At 71.1% G+C, this 21,827-nt stretch carries 22 protein-coding genes; 11 read left to right on the forward strand and 11 right to left on the reverse strand.

Annotation, left to right across the window (positions count from 1 at the left end):
• Positions 1-16 precede the first annotated feature (16 nt).
• From ACZ63J_RS40970 to rnhA, 5 genes are all read right to left on the reverse strand, one after another.
• On the reverse strand, positions 17-3,103 hold the full coding sequence (locus tag ACZ63J_RS40970) for a glycosyl hydrolase 2 galactose-binding domain-containing protein (RefSeq protein WP_465405579.1): 3,087 nt from the start codon (positions 3,101-3,103) through the stop codon (positions 17-19).
• Between the two features lie 117 nt (positions 3,104-3,220).
• Positions 3,221-4,453 carry a hypothetical protein gene (locus ACZ63J_RS40975; protein ID WP_465405581.1) on the reverse strand — a complete coding sequence of 411 codons (1,233 nt, stop codon included), beginning with the start codon at positions 4,451-4,453 and terminating at the stop codon, positions 3,221-3,223.
• A gap of 44 nt (positions 4,454-4,497) precedes the next feature.
• Entirely contained in the window at positions 4,498-4,710 is a 213-nt protein-coding gene (locus tag ACZ63J_RS40980; RefSeq protein WP_465405583.1) for a hypothetical protein, read from the reverse strand.
• Complete coding sequence (locus ACZ63J_RS40985) at positions 4,710-5,090, reverse strand: YchJ family protein (protein WP_465405584.1); 381 nt, start codon at positions 5,088-5,090, stop codon at positions 4,710-4,712. Before ACZ63J_RS40985 ends, ACZ63J_RS40980 begins: the two co-directional genes overlap by 1 nt.
• Before the next feature lie 39 nt (positions 5,091-5,129).
• The gene (gene rnhA, locus ACZ63J_RS40990; protein ID WP_465335445.1) at positions 5,130-5,591 is read right to left on the reverse strand and encodes a ribonuclease HI; all 462 of its coding nucleotides are present in this window, start codon (positions 5,589-5,591) and stop codon (positions 5,130-5,132) included.
• An 85-nt stretch (positions 5,592-5,676) separates the two neighbouring features.
• Between rnhA and ACZ63J_RS40995 the strand changes: the two genes are divergently transcribed.
• The 4 genes from ACZ63J_RS40995 to ACZ63J_RS41010 all read left to right on the forward strand — a co-directional run bounded on the left by ACZ63J_RS40995 (position 5,677) and on the right by ACZ63J_RS41010 (position 9,125).
• On the forward strand, positions 5,677-6,384 hold the full coding sequence (locus ACZ63J_RS40995) for a Crp/Fnr family transcriptional regulator (RefSeq protein WP_465335446.1): 708 nt from the start codon (positions 5,677-5,679) through the stop codon (positions 6,382-6,384).
• Between the two features lie 360 nt (positions 6,385-6,744).
• Positions 6,745-7,710 carry a hypothetical protein gene (locus tag ACZ63J_RS41000; protein ID WP_465405586.1) on the forward strand — a complete coding sequence of 322 codons (966 nt, stop codon included), beginning with the start codon at positions 6,745-6,747 and terminating at the stop codon, positions 7,708-7,710.
• A 6-nt stretch (positions 7,711-7,716) separates the two neighbouring features.
• Positions 7,717-8,322 carry a hypothetical protein gene (locus tag ACZ63J_RS41005; protein ID WP_465405587.1) on the forward strand — a complete coding sequence of 202 codons (606 nt, stop codon included), beginning with the start codon at positions 7,717-7,719 and terminating at the stop codon, positions 8,320-8,322.
• Between the two features lie 20 nt (positions 8,323-8,342).
• Positions 8,343-9,125, forward strand: a complete 783-nt coding sequence (locus ACZ63J_RS41010; protein ID WP_465405589.1) for a DUF1684 domain-containing protein — start codon at positions 8,343-8,345, stop codon at positions 9,123-9,125.
• A 15-nt stretch (positions 9,126-9,140) separates the two neighbouring features.
• Here the strand turns inward: ACZ63J_RS41010 and ACZ63J_RS41015 are convergent, their stop codons facing one another.
• The 4 genes from ACZ63J_RS41015 to ACZ63J_RS41030 all read right to left on the reverse strand — a co-directional run bounded on the left by ACZ63J_RS41015 (position 9,141) and on the right by ACZ63J_RS41030 (position 12,240).
• Positions 9,141-9,626 (reverse strand): AMIN-like domain-containing (lipo)protein, encoded by a 486-nt coding sequence (locus ACZ63J_RS41015; RefSeq protein WP_465405591.1) that lies wholly within the window; start codon positions 9,624-9,626, stop codon positions 9,141-9,143.
• Positions 9,627-9,723: 97 nt separating this feature from the next.
• Positions 9,724-11,007: a PIN-like domain-containing protein gene (locus ACZ63J_RS41020; RefSeq protein ID WP_465405593.1), complete on the reverse strand. Its 1,284-nt coding sequence runs from the start codon at positions 11,005-11,007 to the stop codon at positions 9,724-9,726.
• A gap of 306 nt (positions 11,008-11,313) precedes the next feature.
• Positions 11,314-11,454 (reverse strand): hypothetical protein, encoded by a 141-nt coding sequence (locus tag ACZ63J_RS41025; RefSeq protein WP_465405594.1) that lies wholly within the window; start codon positions 11,452-11,454, stop codon positions 11,314-11,316.
• Positions 11,455-11,562: 108 nt separating this feature from the next.
• Entirely contained in the window at positions 11,563-12,240 is a 678-nt protein-coding gene (locus tag ACZ63J_RS41030; RefSeq protein WP_465405596.1) for an MBL fold metallo-hydrolase, read from the reverse strand.
• Between the two features lie 108 nt (positions 12,241-12,348).
• Between ACZ63J_RS41030 and ACZ63J_RS41035 the strand changes: the two genes are divergently transcribed.
• Positions 12,349-13,554 (forward strand): acyltransferase family protein, encoded by a 1,206-nt coding sequence (locus tag ACZ63J_RS41035; protein ID WP_465405598.1) that lies wholly within the window; start codon positions 12,349-12,351, stop codon positions 13,552-13,554.
• A 76-nt stretch (positions 13,555-13,630) separates the two neighbouring features.
• Positions 13,631-16,492, forward strand: a complete 2,862-nt coding sequence (gene uvrA / locus ACZ63J_RS41040) for an excinuclease ABC subunit UvrA (protein WP_465405599.1) — start codon at positions 13,631-13,633, stop codon at positions 16,490-16,492.
• A 5-nt stretch (positions 16,493-16,497) separates the two neighbouring features.
• On the opposite strand, the gene ACZ63J_RS41045 is transcribed toward uvrA, so the two are convergent.
• Positions 16,498-17,040 carry a fibronectin type III domain-containing protein gene (locus tag ACZ63J_RS41045; RefSeq protein WP_465405601.1) on the reverse strand — a complete coding sequence of 181 codons (543 nt, stop codon included), beginning with the start codon at positions 17,038-17,040 and terminating at the stop codon, positions 16,498-16,500.
• Positions 17,041-17,261: 221 nt separating this feature from the next.
• Between ACZ63J_RS41045 and ACZ63J_RS41050 the strand changes: the two genes are divergently transcribed.
• From ACZ63J_RS41050 to ACZ63J_RS41065, 4 genes are all read left to right on the forward strand, one after another.
• Entirely contained in the window at positions 17,262-17,768 is a 507-nt protein-coding gene (locus ACZ63J_RS41050; RefSeq protein WP_465439874.1) for a COG4315 family predicted lipoprotein, read from the forward strand.
• A gap of 144 nt (positions 17,769-17,912) precedes the next feature.
• The gene (locus ACZ63J_RS41055) at positions 17,913-18,464 is read left to right on the forward strand and encodes a sigma-70 family RNA polymerase sigma factor (RefSeq protein ID WP_026469270.1); all 552 of its coding nucleotides are present in this window, start codon (positions 17,913-17,915) and stop codon (positions 18,462-18,464) included.
• Complete coding sequence (locus tag ACZ63J_RS41060; protein WP_465405605.1) at positions 18,461-19,180, forward strand: anti-sigma factor; 720 nt, start codon at positions 18,461-18,463, stop codon at positions 19,178-19,180. The genes ACZ63J_RS41055 and ACZ63J_RS41060 overlap by 4 nt, the downstream gene beginning before the upstream one ends.
• 16 nt (positions 19,181-19,196) lie before the next feature.
• Positions 19,197-19,661 (forward strand): SRPBCC family protein, encoded by a 465-nt coding sequence (locus ACZ63J_RS41065; RefSeq protein WP_465405607.1) that lies wholly within the window; start codon positions 19,197-19,199, stop codon positions 19,659-19,661.
• A gap of 158 nt (positions 19,662-19,819) precedes the next feature.
• Here the strand turns inward: ACZ63J_RS41065 and ACZ63J_RS41070 are convergent, their stop codons facing one another.
• Positions 19,820-21,238 (reverse strand): MFS transporter, encoded by a 1,419-nt coding sequence (locus ACZ63J_RS41070; protein WP_465405608.1) that lies wholly within the window; start codon positions 21,236-21,238, stop codon positions 19,820-19,822.
• 106 nt (positions 21,239-21,344) lie between these two features.
• Between ACZ63J_RS41070 and ACZ63J_RS41075 the strand changes: the two genes are divergently transcribed.
• Positions 21,345-21,746, forward strand: a complete 402-nt coding sequence (locus ACZ63J_RS41075) for a winged helix-turn-helix transcriptional regulator (RefSeq protein ID WP_465405609.1) — start codon at positions 21,345-21,347, stop codon at positions 21,744-21,746.
• Positions 21,747-21,827: the final 81 nt, after the last annotated feature.

Genomic DNA, 21,827 nt, shown 5'->3' on the forward strand with positions numbered 1-21,827 from the left:
CGCCCCGGCCCGGTTCCTAGACGGTGATCTTGTCGACGTTCGGGCCGCCGTTGGCGGTCGTCGCGGTCGCCTTGATCTTGTTCGTCCCGGTGGTCAGCGTCACCGGGATGGTGACCGTCTGCCAGGTGTCCCAGTTCCCCGTGCCGCCGAACGCCACGGCCGACGCCACCTTGGCGCCGTTCACCGTGATGTCCATCGGCCGGTTCACCGTGGTGCCGTTGGCGTAGCGCAGCACGACGTTCGCGCTGCCCGCCGCGGCCGCGTCGACCGAGAACTCGACCGCGCTGCCGGTGGTGTTGTCGTAGTTGACGAACCCGGTGCCGGTGAAGCCGTCGTGGTTCGACTCCGCGACGCCGCTGGTGATCGTCGCGTTCTCGGCCTGGTAGTCGGCAGGCGTGCCCGGGTCCGGGTCACCCGGGCCGGTCGTGCCGTCCGCCGGGATCGTTTTCGACCCGGTGTTCCAGCCCGCGACCCGCACGGACGGCTTGGCGCCCTTGAGGTCCGCGGTCCGGTACGTCGCCGTGAGCGTGGCCGACTCGCCCGGCCAGAGGCTGACCTGGTTGTCGGTCCACCGCACCGGCAGCACCGGCGCGTTCGCCGCGCCGAGCACGTGCGCGTCGACGAAGAACGCCGGCACCTTGTTCGCCGAGCCGTTCGTCAGCGTCACCTTCGTCGTCGTGGTGCCGTCACCGTTGGCGGTCGACGTGGCCGTCGACCCCAGCGACACCTGCGCCAGGCCGTTGAGCCCGGACAGGTCCGCGTAGGACGAGGTCGGCGTGTAGTACCAGTCGCTCGAGTCCCAGTTCAGCGTGTCGGCCTTGGTGGACAGCCAGTAGACGTTGCGGCTGACCTCCTTGCCCGAGCCGTCGGTCAGGACCAGCTTCGCCAGGTACGTCGTCGACAGGCCGCTCACCGAGCCGATGGTCAGCGCCGTGGTCTTGGCGCCGTCACCGCCGACCGAAACGGCCTTGGACTGGGTGAACTTCTCCGTCCCGTCCAGGTTGTAGAGCTTGACCGACGCGGTCAGGTTCGACGCCGCGTCGTGGTTGTGGTTCACCACCACGACGGACTTGGTGTCGTACGAGTACTGGATGTGCAGCGGCTCGTTCGCCTTCTTGGCCCCGAAGTAGGAGCCGTTCTGGTCGAGGTAGGCGTCGAACAGCTGCCAGTGCAGCGACGTCCAGCCGCTGTTGAGCATCCAGTAGATGATCCCGGTCGACGGGTTCGAGCTGTCGCTGAAGTTGCGCGAGTGCGACTCGAACTCGGCGCGGACGTTCTCGTACTGCGCCAGCTGCGCCTTCCGGACGAAGTCGTCGAGGCTCGCCGGCTTGCCGTAGCGGCCGGTGAGCGCGTCGCCGAACAGCTTCAGGTTGGCGAACGTCGAAGACGAAGACCGGTGGTACTGCGCGGTCGACGGGCTCTTCCACATCGTGTCGAGCTCGCTCGAGGACATCATCCGCTTGAGCGTGTCCATCGTCGGGATGTCCGGCCCGGCGCTGGTTTCGGAGTTGAAGCCCCACGCGCCGCCGAGGTCGCTGTGCGCCTTGTCGTACCAGTAGTTCGGCGGGACGTAGTCGTACGGCCCGTTCATCTTCATGCCGGACGCGCCGAGCTGCGGCGACGACTTCGCCGACGCGGCCGGGACCACCGGGGTGGGCCAGTCCGCGGCGCTGAGCGCGTCGAGGTAGTTCTTCTCGATCGTCGCGTCGGGCGCGAAGTCGCTGCCGATCAGGAAGGAGATGACACTCGGGTGGTCGCGCAGCCGCTCGGCCTCCGCGGTCATCGACGCCTTGGCGACCGGGTAGTCGGCCGCGGTCCAGGGGTCACCCTTCTCGCTGCCGTTGACCTGGCCTTCCCACTTGTCGCAGCACTCCCAGCCGGGCAGTGTCAGCACGCCCATCTTGTCGGCGAGGTCGAAGAACTCGTCCGGCTCGATGTGCCCTTCCAGGCGCACGGTGTTGAGGCCGAGGTCCTTGACGTAGGCGAGCTTGTCCGCCGCGTACTGCTCGTTCCAGCGCAGGAACAGGTCGGGGGAGTACCCGCCGCCCTTGATCAGCAGCGGGCGCCCGTTGATCTTGTACGACCGGCCACCGCTGGAGTTGTTGGTCGCCGTCACCTGGCGCACGCCGAAGCTCGAGTGCGAGGTGTCCGACGCCGTGCCGCCGACGTTCGCCGTCAGGTCGAGGTCGTAGAGCGGCTGCCCGCCCATCCCGGCGGGCCACCAGACCTGCGGGTTGTCGATCCCGATGACCGGGAACGTGACGGTCTTCTTCTCCTTGGCGGCCAGGGAAACCGGCTGGCTGATCGCCTTGCCGGCGACCGTGCCGGAGACCGTCGTGGAGACGGCGGCCGCCGAGTCGTTGCGGACGTCGGCCTTCACCGTGAGGTCGGCGTGCGTCGTCCCGGTCAGCTTCGTGACGACGTGGCCGCCGCGCAGCGCCACCGGGCCGCTGCGCCGGACGAGGACGTCCCGCACGATGCCCATGTTCTGGTCCGGCGGGGTCTGGGCCCAGTCGATCCAGCCCATCGACAGGTCCTTGTTGGGGTCGTTCGGGTAGACCTTGAACGCGATGCTGTTGGCGCCGGCCTTCACCTGTGCGGTGATGTCCAGGTCGTGACGTGTGTAGGCGCCGTTGACCTGCGTCTTGTCCGCGATCCGCGTCCCGTTGACCCAGACGTCGGCCTTGGACAGCACCCCGCTGAAGTCGAGGTAGGTGCGCTGGGTGGTGTCGGTGACCGTGAGGTCGGTGCGGTACCACCACGGGACCTTGAAGTCCGCGGTCGGCACGTTCTTCATGTTCGTCGAGTAGAACGGGTCGGCGTACTTGCCGTTGGCCAGCAGCCCGGCGTAGACGGTCGAGCGCGGCCCGACCGGGTACCAGCCGGCGGTGTTGAAGCCGGGCTTCGAGACCGCCGAGTCGTCACTGACCTGGGCCGACGTCTGGATCAGGAAGCCGGGCACCGCGGTGGCCGGCGCCGCGGCGGTGACCACCGCTCTCGCCTGCTCCTGGCCGGTCGCCGCCGGGACGGTCGCCCCGACCGTGGCGACGGCGAGCACCGCCGCGCCGAGGAGGGTCCGGGTTCTTCTCTGCCGATAGCTCACTTGCGCGCCTCCTAGGCACCGCGGCGGCGAGGGAAAGGTGGCCATTGTTAGTAAAGTTCCCTAACAATTGCGGACGATAGTAGCGGTCCGGTCACCCGGAGAACAGGGGCGTTTCGGTCAGACCCGGCCCGCTCGCCACACCGCCGCGGCACGCAGGGCCAGCAGGAGCGGCAGTGAGCCGTCCTCCCAGATCCGCTGCGGAAGTGCTTCGCTCAGCGGGACACCGGCGGCCAGCGCCGCGCCGATGGTGGCGAGGTCGACGTCGAAGAGCGTCAGCCCGGCGCTGTAGAGACGTTCCCCGCTGACCGGACGGCGCGCGGCGACCTCGGTGCTGTCGACGGCCAGTTCGGTCACCCCGAAGAACTCCGGCTTGGCGCCGCGTTCCATCCAGCGCGCGAAGCCGACCAGCTTCGTCTCGCGGATGTCCGCCGGTGCGAGTCCGCTCTCTTCGCGCAGCTCCCGGTCCATCCCGGCGCAGACCGCGGTGTGCAGGGCCCGGCGCGGGCCGCCGTCGGGCGTGCGCAGGTCCTGCGGCTCGAGCGAACCGCTGCCCGACGGCGCGAGCAGCAGCCCGCTCACGGCGTTGAGCGTCGACTGCCGGACGGTGACGAGCTTGCCGTCGGTGGTGAACGCGACGGTGGAGACGCCGACGAGGTCGGCCAGCGTGCTGCTGCCGAGCTCGCGGAGCGCGCCGTCGGTGCCGGTCAGCTCGGTCTTGCGGAGGTCGTACTCTTCGCCGGTGTCCGCGCGGGTGATGCGGAGCGTGCCGAGCTCGTTCGAGCAGACCGCGTCGAAGAACCGGGCCCGGTGCAGCCGGATCGGCGCGGGCCGCGCCCCGGTGGCCGGCAGCGGATCGCCGCGCATGCCGACGATCGGGCCGTTGAACAGCAGCCGGCCGCGCGCCCGCAGCGGCAGCACGTGCGGCGCGGTCGCCTTGAGGGCTGGCGGCAGCCGGTAGGGCTCCTCGGCGACGGTGATGGTGTGCCGGCCGGTCTGGAGGTCCCGGTCGATCGCGGCGCTGACGAGCGCGGTCCCGCGGGCGGGCACGGCGAGGTACTCCGAAGGCGGATACGCCGACGGCGGCGGCAGTTCGGCCACCGGGAACGGCGCGGCGATGGTGGTGAAGGCGAACCCCGCCCACCGGCGGCGCAGCACCCGGACGTCCCGGGTGAAGGTGGCGACGCCCAGCCCGAGCGCGACGGCCGAGAGCACGATTCCGACGGCGCTCGGCAGGATGGTGACCACCCCGAGGAGCACCCCCAGCCCGGAGGCGGCGACCGGCCACTCCCGGGCGCCGAGGAAGCCGAGGTAGTCGGCTTTGGCCCGGGCGCGGCGCGTCAGTTTTCCCATCGCCGCACTGTTTAGCACGACGGAGGCGGTGCGCGTGGCGGGTTTCAGGCCACGGCGTCGATCTCGAGATCGGCCTTGAAGAGGGCGATCACTTCGAGCCGACGGCGCTGATCGCGCGCAGGTACGGTCTGCTTCAGCTTGCCGAGCGAGTCTTCGCGCTGCCAGCGGCGGCTGCGGGCCGCGAGCAGGTGCTGGAGGAAGCCGCCGGCCAGGATGCCGAGGAGGGCCCCGGCCACGCCGACGATCGCGGTCTCCATCAGGCTTCCGCGTCGAGGTAGACCCAGTGGCCGTCCGCCCGGCGGAACCGGCTGTTCTCCTCGAGGAAGCCGTCCCGGCCCCGGTGGCGGTAGTGCGCGCGGAACTCGACGGTGCCTTCGGTGTGAAGCAGCCCGCCCCCGGTGCGGCCGAGGATCTCCAGCCGCGTCCACTCCTGGCCGGCGTCGAGGCTCAGCCGCCGCGGGCGGGTGTCGGGGTGCCAGGTGCGCAGCAGGTAACCGGCGTCCCCGACGGCGAAGGCGCTGAACCGCGACCGCATCAGCAGTTCGGCCTTCGGAGCCGCGAGGCCGCCTTCGTGGAACCGGCCGCAACAGGCGGCGTAGGACTCGGCGAGGCCGCACGGGCAGGAGGCGGGAGGCACCGGGGCATTGTGCCACGCCTCTTGACCGTCCATTGAGGACTATCCCGCGTTGACCGGCTTCCCCGACTCCCGGGCCTCCTGCGCGCCCCGGACGGCGAGGCGGTCCGCTCGCTCGTTCTCCGGGTGGCCCGCGTGGCCCTTCACCCACAGCCACTCGACCTCGTGGCCGCCGATCGCCGCGTCGAGGCGTTGCCACAGGTCCGCGTTCTTCACCGGTTCGCGCGCCGCCGTCTGCCAGCCGTTGTTCTTCCAGCGGGGGAGCCACTGCGTGATCCCGTTGCGGACGTACGTGCTGTCCGTGAACACCCGCACCTGCGACGGCCGGGTCAGGCTCTCCAAAGCACGGATCGGCGCCGTCAGCTCCATGCGGTTGTTTGTCGTCGGGGTCGCTTCGCCGCCGTAGAGCTCGCGCTCGTGGCGGCCGTAGCGGAGCACCGCTCCCCAGCCGCCCGGTCCGGGGTTCCCGCTGCACGCGCCGTCGGTGTAGATCTCCACGTCCACGCGGAGACCCTACCGGTCGCGACCCTCGCCCCCGGCCGCCACGCCGGGTTACGGTGGAGTTCCGGAGCGGAGCGGGAGGCCTCCGATGCACGCGCACGACGACAAGGCGGACGGGGCACTCCTGGCCTACCTCGCCGGCCCCGACCGCGAGTACCTGCTCGCCCAGGGCACCCGCCGCCGGTTCCGGGCGAACGACGTCGTGCTCATGGAAGGCGACCCCTCCGACCACGTCCACGTGCTCGTGTCCGGCTGGGTGCGCGTCTCCACCATCGTCGAAGACGGCCGTGAGGTCCTCTTCGGGCTGCGCGGCCCCGGCGAGGTGCTGGGCGACCTCGCCGCGGTGACCGGCCGGCCGCGGACGGCGTCGGTCCGCGCGATCGAGCCCTGCACCGTCTTCCAGCTGACCGGCGCCCAGTTCGTCGCCGTCCTGCGCACCCGGCCCGAGATCGCCCTCGCGACGATCAAGACGGTCGCGGCGCGGCTGCGCAACGCCGAGTCGGCGCGGGTCGACTCCGCCGCCTTCGACGTCAGCCGCCGGGTCGCGGCGCTGCTGGTCCGGCTGGCCGAGGAGCACGGCCGGGCCGTGCCCGAAGGGGTCGTGGTCGAGGCGTCGCTGTCGCAGGCCGACATGGCCGCGCAGGTCGGCGCCGCCCGGCGGACCGTCGCGCGGGCGCTGCACATGCTGCGGGAGCGCGGGATCGTCGAGACCGGCCGCCGCCGGATCCTGATCCGGGAGCTGCGCGTCCTGCGCGCGTTCGCCCGTTCTGAGCCAAACGGCACACAAGAGCGGTGACAGCGGGCATCTGACTCTCGCCCTCACCCGGCGATTCTGGAGTCCGGCCGGAAAAGAAAAAGATGCCGACCGGCCGGATTTCCTTTCCCGCGGAGTGCCGCACGATTCCCGTCCCCGGTGAAACCGGGCTCCGCCTCGGCCTGGGTACAGCGATGAGGAGGTGTGTGATGGAGAGCCACTCGATCTGGGCCCTGATCTTCGGGGCCGTCTGACCCGCGGCGCAGCCCGGCCGGCCGACTCGTGGGGGGCCGGCCGGCCGGGCCGTTTCGCGAATGCGTGTCCGTGAAATGTCACCCCACGGGGGAACCGCCGCTGGTAATCTGAACCGTTCTTTCCGCACCGGGCCGGGGAGGGGGTCGGATGACGCCGGAGAACGTCTCCCCGTTCGTGCGCGAGCTGAACGAACTGCGTCGCGGCCGCGGGCTCGACGCGGCCGACCTGCACCTGCGGATCGGCCCCTGCCTGGGAGCGGCGTGCGGGATCACCGGCACCGACCAGCCCGCCGACGCGCGCCAGAAGCTGGTGCTGCGGCTCACCGAGCTGTGCGGACGGCTCCCGGCCGACCTGCGGCTGGCCGCGCTCGCCGCGTTCGGCCTGCACGAAGAGGCCGCGGGGGAGTTCCTCGACCGCCGGATCTCGTGGCTGGCCAGCGTCCTCGACCGTGACCCGCGCACCGCGCGTCGCCGCATCGACCTCGCCTTCCGGCGGCTCGACGAGCTGCTCGGCGCACCCCCGCGCGGCCGCGACCTGCACCCGCTGGCCGGCTGGTACGTCGAGTCGATGAAGGCGATGCTCCGGCTCGACCGCGACCCGCCGGACCTGCAGGAGGAACGCCGGATCGTCGCGGAGGTCGACGAGCTCGACGAGCTGGTCCTGCCGTTCAGCGTGCCGGCCGACCCGGGCAGCGACCCGGTGCCGGACATCACCGCGGACGCGCTCTTCGGCGGCGAGATCGTCGAAGCGCGCCAGGTTTCGGCGAGCCACGCGCAGTTCGTCATGCGGCTGCCGAGCCCGCTGCGGCTCGGCCAGCGCCACGAATACGGCATCCGCTTCGCGCCGCGGCGCACGGCGCTACGCCCGTACTACGTCCTGACTCCCTTGCGCCGCTGCGAAGAGTTCTCGATACGGGTCCGGTTCGACCGCACCGGCCCGCCCGCGCGGGTGTGGCGGCTCAACGGCGTGCCGGGCCGCGTGATCGACGACGGCGCCGACTCGGGGGACGCGCTGACGGTCAACCGCGTCGGCGAGGTCCGGCTCGAGTTCCACGAGCTGCACCAGGGGCTCAGCTACGGCCTGCAGTGGTCGTTCGACGCCGATGGGGAGTGAGCGGCCGTGCGCACCGACCCGGTGGCCGCGACCGTCGTCCGGATCGGGATCGTCGCGCCCAGCCGCGGCCGCACGGCCCGCGCGGTGCACCTCGGCGCCACCCTCGACGGGGTGCTGGACGAGGTGTTCGACCAGGTCCCCGTCCCGTACCGCACGCCGACGTGGTTCCGCCGGCCGGAAGGCGACCACACGACGCTGGTCATCCCGCCGACGGTGCCGCCGCGGTGGGTCGCGACCGAGCTGGTCGGGCTGGTGGACGACGCGCTGCGCCGCCGCAACCGCCACCTCAACGACTTCGGCAGGCTGCGGCTGCGGCTGGCCGCCGACCACGGTGACGTCGTGCTGCGGCCGCCGCACTTCGGCGGCGCGGCGGTCGCGCTCTCGACGTGGCTGTGCGACGCCGAGGAGCTGAAGGCGGCGATGACGGCGGCGCCGGAGGCCGACCAGCTGCTGATCGTCTCCGACCGCTTCCACGACACGGTCGCCGACGCGGCGGCGTTCCGGCGGGTGGTCGTGCCCGCCGGCGGTGAGCGTGAGCTCGCCTGGCTGCGCACGGGTCCGGATACTGGGACGCGGAATACCGGCGAAGACGACGGGTTGGCACCGTCGTAGCCGAGCAGAAGGGGCCTGCGATGAGCACGTTCACCGAGAACTGGCAGGACTGGAAGACCGAGCGCGAGGCGGACCTCGCGGCGCCGCACGGCTGGCTGGCGCTGGTGTCCCTGGACTGGCTGACCACCGAGCCCCGCGAGTACCCGGGCATCCCGGGCCGCTGGTGGCAGGACGCGGACGCGGCGTACGTCGATCCGGCCGGCGCTTCGCTGACGCACGAGGGTTCGCCGATCACCGGGACCCGCCGCTTCGAGCTGGTCAACAGCGGCGCGGGCACGCGCGTGCTGGCCGGCGACGTCGAGATCGAGGTGGCCCGCCGATCGGGGTACCTGATCCGCGTGCACGACCCGAAAGCCGAAGTGCTGCGCGCGTTCCACGGCGTCCCGGCGTACGAGCCTTCGCCGTCCTGGGTGCTCGACGGGCGCTTCGAGCCGTTCGACTCGCCGCGGCCCACCACGGTGGGCGCCGTGGTCGAGGGCCTGAGCCACGTCTACACGGCGCCGGGCCTGGTCCACTTCACGCGAGACGGCGCGTCGCACACGCTGACCGCGTTCAACGGCCGCGACGGCGGGCTCAGCATCCTGTTCACCGACGAGACGAGCGGCGTCACGACGTACGCGGCGAACCGGTCGCTCCCGGTCGGCGCCCCAACCGGCGACGGCGCGGTGACCCTGGACTTCAACCGGGCGCTGAACCTGCCCTGCGCGTTCACGGACTTCGCGACGTGCCCGCTGCCGCCGGCGGGCAACCACCTGCCGTTCGCGGTCGAGGCGGGGGAGAAGATCCCGTACGAGCGCGGCTGACTCCCCCGCCCGCGCTCAGTGGGCGACGTCGATGACCACGCGGTTGGGCGCGGTGAGCGTGAAGACGTTCACCGCGGTCCGCGTCCGCACGCCGAGCCCGACCAGCAGCTGGGACTCGAAGTCCCCGATGACGGCGACAGCCATGACGTTGGCGAGGGTGCGCGTCCGGAACTTCCGCGGCCCGGTGTAGGTGAGGTTGCCGCTCTCGTCGTGCATGACGGCGGCGCCGGCGGAGATGTTGATGAAGTACTCCCCGGTCAGCCACACGATTTCGGTGCTCGGGTCGGCGATGAGCTCGTCGACGAGCTGGTAGCTGACGGTGCCGGGCGTGGAACCGGCGGACAGGTCGAGCACGATCCGGTCGAACCCGGGGTTGTTCCCGGTCCGGATGGTGGTCAGGGCGGGCGTGGCGGGCACGGCCTGCGCGGGCCCGGCGGCGGCGAGCGTCCCGGCGAGCAGCAGCACGACGGCGAGGAGGGTGCGTCGGACGGGTCTGGACATGGTGGACCTCCTGGTGAACCGGCGGAAGTCCCAGCGCTGGGGTGCTCGGGGGACGCCCGGTTCGTCCCCGGGTTGCCCGAAAGGCGGGTTTGCCGCCTCAAGCGTTATCCGGCTGCTCCGAACGGGCCGCCGGACCCCCGGACGCGAGTTCTTCCAGCAGCAGCGGGACTTCGGCCGGCACGCTGAAGTACGACGCCTTGACGCCGTCGGGGTACCGGGCGACGAAGATCGGCGCGACCCGGGCCGGAACCACGCCGTCGCCCTGCAACGTCGCGGTCAGCCGCCGGACCGGCCGGGTGAACCCGCGCAGCATGCGGTCGTCCGCGTAGTCACCCAGTTCGTAGACCTTTTCGCGGCTGACCCGCCCGTCCTGGTCGGGCGTCGCGAGCCGGAGCGCGGCCGCCTGCACGGGAGCTTCCCGCTCGAGCAGGTCCAGAAGTGCCGACAGCGCGGGCAAGGTCCACAGCTCGGCCGGCGGCTCTTCGTCGGCGTCGGCGACCCTTCCGGCGTCGACCGGGGAAGCCTGGTCGACCTCCACCTCGAGGACCGACGCGCGGGCGAGCAGGTCCGCGGGGCGGAGCAGGAACAGCCGCCGGCCGGTCAGCTTGTGGTATTCGAGCGTCAGCTCGGGGCGCGGGCCGACGAAGTCCGACTGCTGGCGCCACCACCAGTCCTCCTTCTCGTCGCGCGTGACGAGAAGGAGGTCCTTGGCCTTTTCCTTGCCGTAGCGGGTGGCCTGGTACCAGACGAGGTAGTCACCCGCACCGCCCTCGGGCGTGTCGTTGTCCTGCTTGCCGGCGTCCTTGTAGCCCGGCGGTTCTTCCCCTTCGATGCGCCGGTTCGCTTCGGCGACGCACTCGAGCCATTCCTCGGCGGGCAGCGGTTCGGTGACGCGGCCGGCGAGGAGCTCCTCCAGCTGTTCCAGGATCTGGTCGCCACCGCGCTCGGCGTCCGCGTCCTGGAGTGCCTGCTGCAGCTCGTCCTTGAGGGTGCCGACGAAGTCGTCGACGCGCGAGGCAAGGTCAGCCGACTCGTCGTCGTCGACCCCGACTGCCTTGGCCCACGCGGTCAGCGCGTCCCGCATCGAGCGTCCGGACTTGGCCAGGGCATCGGTGGCCAGCTTGGTCGCGCCGCGGGGGCTGCCCTGCGAGCGTTGCCGGTGCCGCCAGAACTCCCGGAGCGCCTGGTGCGGCACGACCAGGCGGTCGTCGAGGCTCTTCAGGGTGTTGATGAGGTCCTGCGAGGTCTGCGGCCGGAAGCGATAGAGGTCAAGAAGGACATTGGCATCAACGGCGACAACCGCCTCCCGGAGGGCACCGTCGATTTCGTCCGACGACGCGATCTTGAACCCGGCGAATTCCCCGTCGTACAGCCCGCTCATGGGGCCGACTCTGCTCGACGGGGGATCGGGGGTGGAAGGGGAAGCGGTGTTGTCCACCTGGTTGGAGCAGGTGGTGGTGCGTCACCAGCCGCGGGTTGTAACGCCGCATCGCGAAGCGCCGACTGACTCGCGAGATCGAGTGCTGCGAACAAGGGCGGTAAGTGGATGGAATGCGCGCGGTGCGGCCTGACGGTGGGCCTGGGGTGTGCTTGTGCGAGCACCCGTCGCTCTCGTTCGCGCGCGGTCAAGCAGGCGAATCCGCGGCGTCAAGCACGGTCTGCGACGTCCGTACGCCCGTTCCGGGAACTACGCACCCTCATCCGGCAAGGCCGGCTGGCCTGGAGTGACCTCGATGCCGCCGAGCGGGCCGCGCTGACCGCGGATCAGCGTCTTCAGCTGCTGGACCTCGAAAACGACGTTCTCCACCGCGGTGATCAGGACCGGCACGGCACAACCTCGGTGTCCACCCGGTCCGGCGGCCTGCCGACCCTCGGCCGACGCCGGTGACCCATGATCGGGGCCGCCGGCACCGCAGGCAGCCCCGATCGGAGAAAGTCACCAGCCGCGGTCGCGCCACTCCTTCAGCTTCGAGCGCTCCGCACCCAACGTCGAGTCGTCCCCGTGTCCCGGGTAGAACCACGTCTCGTCCGGCAACTCGTCGAAGATCCGCGACGACACATCGTCCAGCAACGACGCGAAGTCCTCCGGCGACGTGGTCCGCCCCACCCCACCAGGGAACAGCGAGTCCCCGGTGAACAGATGCGGATGCCCCGCCGGGTCGCGGTACAGGAGCGCGATCGACCCCGGCGTGTGCCCCCTCAAATGGATCACCGAAAGAGTGACCTGCCCCACGGTCAACGTGTCGCCGTGCTCGACCAGGAAGTCCGGCGGGACCGGCAGCGGCGGGGCGTCCAGCGGATGGGCCGCCGTGTTGGAGCCGTTGGCTCCGGCGACCGCGCCGAGTGCCTGCCAGTGGTCCTGGTGCTGGTGGGTCGTCACGACCGTGCGGAGCGCCGGGCGGTCGGGGCCGTGGCCGATCAGGTCCGAGATGCGCTCCGGGTCGTTCGCCGCGTCGATGAGCAGGGCCTCCTGGGACTCGCGGCACACCAGCAGGTACGTGTTGTTGTCCATCGGGCCGACGGACAGCTTGGTGATGGTCAGCGCGTCCAGGGTGCGCCGGGTGGCGTCGCCGCCCGGGTCGACGTGCCCGGTGTAGGTCTCCACGATGTTCACCGTGCACACGGTAGTCGTTTCGCTCCAACCGGTTCCACCCGCACAAGCGCGCCCGGGCGAGCCCACGTAGGCTCACCGGAGCCCCCGTCAGCCGACCTCAGGACGACCGTGCCCACCTCCCCGACGCCGCGCCGGATCAGCTGGGACCTCCTCCGCGTCGTCGCCGTCCTCGCGGTGATCCTCGGGCACGTCACCCACCAGGGCGCGCTGCTGCACCCGGAACTCACGGGGTACCCCATCAGGGTGACAGCGCAGTTCGGCGCCGCGATCCTGCTGGTGATCTCCGCCTTCTTCGTTTGCGCGAGCCTCCGGAAGGGCAATCCGCGCCGGTGGTTGTGGAACCGGGTCGCCCGCCTCGTGCCCGCCTACTTCGTCGCCGTCCTGGTGACCTACGTCGTGACGCGGTGGGCCGCCATCTCCTTCAGCGGCCTGCCCTACCCGCCGGGTGTGCTCGGGTTCCTCTTTGGCGTGCCGCAGGGGCCGCCCACGACCGCGTCGCCGTGGTACATCCCGACCGGCCTGGACCTGGTCGCCAACCTCGGCATGGTGCAGGAGTGGGGCGTGCGCTCGGCCACGTTCTACTACCTCGACGGCTCCTACTGGACGCTGCCGGTGCAGCTCATGGCCTTCACCGGCGCGGCCCTGCTCTGGCCACGCTCGTGGCGCACCCACCGGCTGACCGTCGGCCTGCTGTGGGCGCTGATCCTCGTCCCGCTCGCGCTCCGCTTCCTCGTCTTCCCGCCCGGGACGGCGAGCCCGGTCGTCGAGACCTTCTTCTACGGCCTAGGCCTGCACCGGCTGCACGTCTTCGCCATCGGCGTCGCGCTGTGGCTCTGGTCGCGGCGGCGCCTGAAGTCGTGGCACGCCGCGCTGTTCGTCGTCGCCGCCGTCGCGGCGCAGGACCTGCAGGTCTTCCCGTTCCACGTCGCGCTGCCGCAGGACGCCCTGCGCTGGCCGTCCACGATCGGGTTCGCCGTGCTCCTGCTGCTGGTCTGCCTGGCCGCCCGCGGCCCGGACTGGCGGTTCCCCGGGCTGGCGAGGATCGCCCCGGCCGTCACCTGGCTCGCGGGCATCTCGTATGGTCTTTATCTGGTGCACCAGGAACTGGGTTACGTCCTGGCCCGCGCCCTGCTCGACGCCGGCCTGCCCGGCTGGCTGCGGCTCCCCTTGGTCCTCGGCGCCGCCGTGCTGGCGGGCTGGGCGGTCACCGCGGGGGTCGAACGGCCGGTCCACCGGTGGCTCACCACCCGCCGGAAGCCGGAAGAACCGCAGGTCAAGGACGCGGAACCAGTTTCTGTCGGTGGTGGCTCGTAGCATGGAGAGGCCGCCCGTGCAGCCTCCCACCGGGCCGGCGACCGCAGCTGGAGAATGACACTGAAGGGACCCTGGCGTGGCTGATCGCCTCGTTGTTCGCGGCGCCCGCGAGCACAACCTCCGCGGCGTGGATCTCGACCTGCCCCGCGACAGCCTGATCGTTTTCACCGGCCTGTCCGGGTCCGGGAAGTCGAGCCTCGCCTTCGACACCATCTTCGCCGAAGGGCAGCGCCGGTACGTCGAGTCGCTCTCGGCGTACGCCCGCCAGTTCCTGGGGCAGATGGACAAGCCGGACGTCGACTTCATCGAGGGTCTCTCGCCCGCGGTGTCGATCGACCAGAAGTCGACCTCGCGCAACCCGCGCTCGACCGTGGGCACCATCACCGAGGTCTACGACTACCTGCGCCTGCTCTACGCGCGCGCCGGCAAGGCGCACTGCCCGAAGTGCGGCGAGCCGATCAGCAAGCAGACCCCGCAGCAGATCGTCGACCAGGTGCTGGAGATGGACGAGGGCGTCCGCTTCCAGGTCCTCGCGCCGGTCGTGCGCGGGCGCAAGGGCGAGTACGTCGACCTGTTCGAGAACCTGCAGCAGCAGGGCTACGCGCGCGTGGTCGTCGACGGGACGGTCCACGCGCTCACCGACCCGCCGAAGCTGAAGAAGCAGGAAAAGCACCAGATCGGCGTGGTCATCGACCGGCTGAGCGTGAAGTCGTCTTCGCGTCAGCGGCTCACCGACTCGGTCGAGACGGCGCTGCGGCTGGCCGACGGCCTGATCGAGCTGGAGTTCGTTGACCTGCCGGAGAACGACCCGCACCGCATCCGCGGCTTCTCCGAGAACCTGGCCTGTCCCAACGGCCACCCGCTGGCCATCGAGGACCTCGAGCCCCGCTCGTTCTCCTTCAACTCGCCCTACGGCGCCTGCCCCGAGTGCACCGGCATCGGCATCCGCAAGGAGGTCGACCCCGAGCTGGTGGTCCCGGACGACGAGCTGTCGCTGGCTGAGGGCGCGATCGCGCCGTGGGCGGGCGGGCAGAGCGCGGACTACTTCGTCCGGCTGCTCGAGTCGCTGTCGGAGACCATCGGCTTCCGGATGGACACGCCGTGGCGCAAGCTGCCCGCGCGCGCCCAGAAGGCGGTGCTGCACGGCGTCGACGAGCAGGTGCACGTCCGGTACAAGAACCGCTACGGCCGCCAGCGTTCGTACTACGCGAACTTCGAGGGTGTCATCCCGTTCCTCGAGCGGCGCCAGGAGCAGACCGAGTCCGAGTACATGCGCGAGCGGTACGAGGGCTACATGCGCGAGGTGCCGTGCCCGGCCTGCCAGGGCACCCGCCTCAAGCCGGAGATCCTCGCCGTCACGCTGGCGCACAAGTCCCGCGGCGACATGTCGATCGCCGAGGTCTGCGCGCTGTCCATCGCGGAGGCATCGCAGTTCCTCGACGAGCTGGAACTCGGGCAGCGCGAGTCGATGATCGCCGGCGCGGTGCTCAAGGAGATCCAGGCCCGCCTGCGCTTCCTGCTCGACGTCGGCCTGACCTACCTCTCGCTCGACCGCGCGTCGGCGACGCTCTCGGGCGGCGAGGCGCAGCGCATCCGGCTCGCCACCCAGATCGGCTCCGGCCTGGTCGGCGTGCTGTACGTGCTCGACGAGCCGTCGATCGGCCTGCACCAGCGCGACAACCACCGGCTGATCGAGACGCTGACCCGGCTGCGGAACCTGGGCAACACGCTGATCGTCGTCGAGCACGACGAGGACACGATCCGCTCCAGCGACTGGGTGGTCGACATCGGCCCGGGCGCGGGCGAGCACGGCGGCCACATCGTCCACAGTGGACCGTACAAGAAGCTGCTGAAGAGCAAGGACTCGATCACCGGGCAGTACCTGTCCGGACGCCGCAAGATCGACGTCCCGGCGATCCGGCGGCCGATCGACAAGAAGCGGCAGCTGACCGTCGTGGGCGCGCGCGAGCACAACCTGCGCGGCCTGGACGTCTCGTTCCCGCTCGGCGCCCTGGTCTCGGTCACCGGCGTCTCCGGCTCCGGCAAGTCGACGCTCGTCAACGACATCCTCGCGACCGTGCTGGCGAACAAGCTCAACGGCGCCCGCCAGGTGCCCGGCCGGCACACCCGGGTGAACGGCCTCGGCCACGTCGACAAGCTGGTGCGGGTCGACCAGTCGCCGATCGGGCGGACCCCGCGGTCCAACCCGGCCACCTACACCGGCGTCTGGGACCACGTCCGCAAGCTCTTCGCCGCGACGACCGAGGCGAAGGTGCGCGGGTACCAGCAGGGCCGGTTCTCGTTCAACGTCAAGGGCGGCCGCTGCGAGGCGTGCGCCGGTGACGGCACGATCAAGATCGAGATGAACTTCCTGCCGGACGTCTACGTCCCGTGCGAGGTCTGCAAGGGCGCGCGGTACAACCGGGAAACACTCGAAGTGCACTACAAGGGCAAGACCGTCTCGGACGTGCTCGACATGCCGATCGAAGAGGCGGCGGAGTTCTTCGAGCCGATCAAGGCCATCCACCGGCACCTGCAGACGCTGGTGGACGTCGGCCTCGGGTACGTCCGGCTCGGGCAGCCCGCGCCGACGCTGTCCGGCGGTGAGGCGCAGCGCGTGAAGCTGGCCAGCGAGCTGCAGAAGCGCTCCACCGGCAAGACGGTGTACATCCTCGACGAGCCGACGACGGGCCTGCACTTCGAGGACATCAACAAGCTGATCGGCGTGATCAACGGGCTGGTCGACAAGGGCAACTCGGTGATCGTGATCGAGCACAACCTCGACGTGATCAAGACGTCCGACTGGATCATCGACATGGGCCCGGAGGGCGGCAACGGCGGTGGCACGGTGATCGCCGAGGGCACCCCCGAGCACGTCGCGAGTGTCGAGGCCAGCTACACGGGCGAGTTCCTGCGGACGGTCCTGACACCCGAATAAGCGCCTCACCGCTCCTTGCCGGTGGTCTGGTGGGCCACCGGCGAGAGCGGCCCGTAGTGCAGCGTCCGGAGCCGGAACGCCGAGTTCTCCTCGCCGGGCAGCAGTGACAGCGCACACGTCGTCACGTCCGGGTCGGTCACCTCGACCGGGTCGAAGTCCGGCGCGCCCGGCCGCCGGATCTCCAGCAGGAACCCGGCTTCGTCGCTCGAGCGGTCGGCCCAGGTGAACGTCACCGTGCCGCCGGCGGTCACCGCGTGCAGCTCGGTCGAGACCGGGCCGGTGAACGGCTGCTCCCGGTAGTAGAACGGCGTCTCCGGGATCAGGTCCGGGTGGTGGTAGCTCGTCGTGTGGGCGGGCAGGAACCGCAGCGTCGTCCACGGCCCGGCGGGGTCGTTCGTGTACTCGACGCGGTGGCCGGCGCCGTCGTCCGGCCACGTCAGCACCACGTCGGTCGGTGACGTCAGCGCAGCGGTGAACGAGGGCGGCGGCGCGGCCGAGGAGCAGCCCGCGGCCAGCAGCGCGAGCAGCACGAGGGGTTTCGCGGACACGGCGGCTCCCGGGACGGCACGGGGCGGCGGTGCGGACGTGATCAGCTTAGGAACCCGCCCGCCCGGCGACAAGGTCCGCCCGATCACCGGAACGCACCAATCCGGCGGCGCAGGGGCACCGAACCGCGGGAACTGCCCTGAACCGTTTCGCGTGACCTTCCGTGTATCCGGTGTCGAGGTCCGCCGGACGGCGGTGCCGCCCTCACCGAGGAGAGAACGTCATGAACCGTATCCGGCAGGCCGTCCTCTGCGCTGCCGCGCTCGCTGTGGTCGCCCCCCTCGCGGCCTGCAGCGAAATGACCACGGACGCGCAGGGACCGGAGCACGGCCAGCCCGGGCACGTGATGCTGGCCGCCGCGACGGTGCCGGGTGTCGGCGCGGTCGTCACCGACGCCGCCGACAAGACGCTGTACCGGTTCGACAAGGACATGTCGCAGCCGCCGACGTCCAACTGCGACGGCGAGTGCGCTGCGGCCTGGCCCCCGGTGCTGGCCGGGGAGGCCCCGCCGATGCTCAATGGCATCCAGGACACCCAGGTCGGCACGCTGGCCCGCAAGGACGGCAGCAAGCAGCTCACGCTCAACGGCTGGCCGCTGTACGAGTTCGCGGGCGACAAGGCGCCGGGGCAGGTGAACGGCCAGGGGGTCAACGGCACCTGGTTCGCCGTCGCCCCGGACGGCAGCAAGATCACCGCGGCACAGCCCGCGGCGGGTGGCTCCGGCTACTGAAACCGACGGATTCCGGGCAGGACGAGGAAGGACGGGCAGCCGATGAACACCATGGTCGCGCTGCGCTCGACGCACGCACCGCCGGTGGAGCTGAGGGTTGCACTACTGTCCTCGACGACTCAGAACACCGTCGGGAGGACGAGGGTGGCCATAGGAGGCAGGCGGCCTAAGAAGGCCAAAGGCGAGGACTTGATTCGGCAGCTCTACGCCGAACACGGCCGGAGCCTGCTGGCCTACGCGACGAGGCTGACCGGTGATCGGGCGGCAGCCGAGGACGTGGTCCAGGAGACGCTGGTAAGAGCGTGGAAACACGCGGACGACCTGCAGAACGACGGGAAGGGCTCGGTGCGCGGCTGGTTGCTGACCGTCGCGCGCAACCTGGTCACCGACCGGGCACGCGCCCGGGCGGCGCGGCCACAGGAGGTGGCCGAACCGGCCGAAGGCGTGCCGACACCGGCGGTCGAGCGCGACCACGCCCAGGGCGTGGTCGACTCGATGACGGTGCTCGGCGCGATGGACGGCCTTTCTAACGAGCACCGAGAGGTCCTGGTGGAGATCTACTACCGGGGACGGACGGTGGCCGAAGCGGCGAGAACACTGGGCGTCGCACCGGGTACCGTGAAATCAAGGTCTTACTACGCACTGAGAGCACTGAGAGCAGCGATGATTTCGAGCGGAACGGAGGTGGCGCGATGAACTCGGTCGACGAGAGTCACACGCAGCTCGGCGCGTACGCCCTCGGCGCGCTCGACGCGAGCGAGGCGGCCGACTTCGAGCGGCGGCACCTGCAGACCTGCGCGCAGTGCCGGTTCGACCTGAACGAGCTCGTGGCGTTGCGCGAGTCGCTCGACGAGGTGCCGCCCGAGGCGTTCCTCGACGGGCCGCCCGAGGGCGGGGACCTGCTGCTGCAGAAGACCCTGCGCCGGGTGCGCGACGAAGAGGAGACGGTGGCGCCCGCCCGCTCGACGTCACGCCGGGGCCTGGCCCTGGTCGCGGCGGCGGTGCTGGTGGTGGCCGCCCTCGGCGGCGGGATCCTGGTGGGCCGGCAGACCGGTTCGACCGAGGCGCCGCTCGCGGCTCCGGCCCCCGCGCCGGACGCGCCACCGGGCACGAAGAGCATCGAAGGCCGGGATCCGACGACCGGCGTGCAGCTGGCCGCGTCGGTGGCCCCGTTCCAGGGGTGGGTCAAGGTGGACGTCAACGTGAAGGGCGTCCGGGCCGGCGAGAAGTGCCTGCTCCAGGTGGTGACCAAGGAAGGTCAAGCGGTGACCGCCGGCAGCTGGCAGGTTTCGGAGAAGTGGGAGAACCAGGGCTTCCGGCTCGACGGGTCCGCACTGGTGGCGCCCGACGACGTGAAGTCGGTCGACATCGTCACGGTGGACGGCCGGAAGCTGGTCTCGGCCCAGGTGTGACCCGGGGAGTGACAGGGTGACGGGCGCGCGCTACCGGTTCCGCAGCACGTGGCTGCTGCCCGGTACCGCGCCCGACCGGGTGTTCGGCGCGGTCACCGACCTCGCCGGCTACCCGCGGTGGTGGTCGGACGTCCGCACGGTGCGCCGGGTGGACGACGACACCGCCGAGCTGGTCTGCCGCTCGCGGCTGCCGTTCCGGCTGGTCGTCCGGATGCACCGGGACCACCAGGACGAGCGGGAGGGCCTGATGCGGGTCAGGCTCAGCGGAGACCTCGACGGGGTGCTGGCCGGCGCGGTCCGCGCGGCGGGCGCGGGCACGCTGCTGGAGATCACCCAGGAGGTCCAGGCCCGCAAGGAGCTGCTGCGACGGCTCGACGCGGTGGCCCGGCCGCTCTTCCGCGCGAACCACGCGCTGATGATGCGGCGGGGCCACCGCGGCCTCCGCACCTACCTCGCCCGGCCCAAGCCGGAACTCACGTGATTGAAGCCGAAACTCGCGCGATTGAAGCCGGAACTGGCGTGATCAGATCCGGAACTCACGTGACGGAGTCCGGATCTCGCGTGATTGAAGCCGGAACTGGCGTGATCAGAGCCGGAACTGGCGAGTTACGGCTCTGATCACGCGAGTCACGGGGCGGGTCACGCTTGGCCGGCGACGCAGACCTCGGGCTCGGGGGCCGGGGCGGCCGGGCGGGGCCGGCGGGTCAGGACGAGCGCGCCCAGCGCCACCGCGGCGAGCAGGAAACCCGCGCTGACGCCGTACGCCAGCCGGAACCCCGAAGCCAGCGCCTCGCGGTGGTCCACCGTGGAGAGGCTCGCCGTCCGGGAGGCCGCCACCGAAGCGAGCACCGCCGTCCCCAGCGCCGCGCCGACCTGCTGGGTCGTGTTGATCAGGCCGGACGCCACGCCCGCGTCGCCGTCCGCGACGCCGGACATCGCCAGCCCCATCATCGCCGGAATGGCCACGCCCGCGCCGAGGCCCATCACCAGCAGCGCCGGCATGACGTCGGTGAAGTAGGCGCCGCCGGCCTGTGTGAGCAGGAGCAGGCCCACGATCACCAGGCCCAAGCCGGACAGCAGCACCGTCCGCGGCCCGAACCGCGCCGAGAGCCGGGCCGCGAAGCCCAGCGACGCCACCGCGATCACCACCGGCACCGGCAGGAACGCGACGCCGGTGCGCAGCGCGTCGAGGCCGAGCACCTGCTGCAGGTACAACGCCGTGACGAACTGGAACCCCATCATCCCCGCGACCATCAGGACCATCACCAGGTTCGCGCCGGTCACCGCGCGGATCCGGAACACCCGCAGCGGCAGCAGCGGCGTGCGTGCCTTCGCTTGCCGCACCACGAACGCGCCCAGCAGGACGGCGGCCGCGGCCAGCGCGCTCCAGGTGGTGGACGAGATCGCGTACACACCCAGCATCACCGCGGCGGTGACGAGGACCGCGCCGAGCACGTCCAGGCCCGCCCGCAGCCCGGCGCCGCGGTCCGGTTCGACGACCCGCACGGCCAGCACGAGCGCCACCACGCCGATCGGCAGGTTGACGTAGAACGTCCAGTGCCAGCTCAGCGTCTGCGTCAGCGCGCCGCCCGCGATGAGCCCGATGGACGCGCCCGCGGCCTGCGTGAAGCTGTAGACGCCGATCGCGCGAGCCCGGGCGTGGGGCTCGGGGTACATCGTGACGATCATGCCCAGCACCACGGCCGAAGCGAGCGCGCCGCCGACACCCTGCGCGAAGCGGGACACGACGAGCACACCCGCGTCCGACGCCAGCCCCGCAACAAGGGACGCGACGGTGAACAGGCCGAGCCCGCCGAGGAAGACCCGGCGGCGGCCGAGCAGGTCGCCGAGCCGGCCGGAGATCAGGAGCAGGCCGCCGAAGGCGACCAGGTAGGCGGTGACGACCCAGGCGAGCCCGGCGGGCGTGAAGCCGAGGTCGGCCTGGATCGCGGGCAGCGCCACCGCGACGATGCTGCTGTCGAGCACGACCATCAGCGACGCGGCGCACAGCACCGCCAACGCGAGGCCGCGGGATCGGGTGGGATGGTTCTCGGCCATGTCGGGGCCCCTCCAGTTGAGCGTTCCCCCTGGTTGTCGCCAGGGCACTTCTTGTAACAGTGCCCATCATGTGTGACTATGGGGACGCCGTGAAGGAGGCACTTTCATGTCCCAGGGGAACATCGATGTACCTGTCCAGGTCACCGAGATCGACCCGGAGAAACTCGACGTCTGCACGGTGCTCGAGGTCATCAACCGGATCAGCGGCAAGTGGGCGATCGGCATTCTCCTGGAGACCATCCGCGGCCCGGTGCGGTTCACCGAGCTGGAACGCGCGGTCGAGGGGATCAGCCGCCGGATGCTGACGCTGACGCTGCGCAACCTCGAGCGCGACGGCCTCCTGGAGCGCACGATCTACCCGACGGTCCCGCCGCGCGTGGAGTACGAGGCCACGCCGATGGCGAAGGAGCTGTACCAGTCGCTGAGCGGCCTGCTCGGCTGGGCGGAGCGGCACCGCGAGGACATCTCCGCCGCCCGCGTCGTCTACGACGGCCACGCGGCCTGCTGAAGCGGGCATGGAAACGGGCCGCTGCGCGAGGTCGGGGAGACTCGCGCAACGGCCCGCGTGGCTCGTGCTCAGCGGGGGCGT

This window comes from Amycolatopsis sp. NPDC104863, assembly GCF_055582965.1.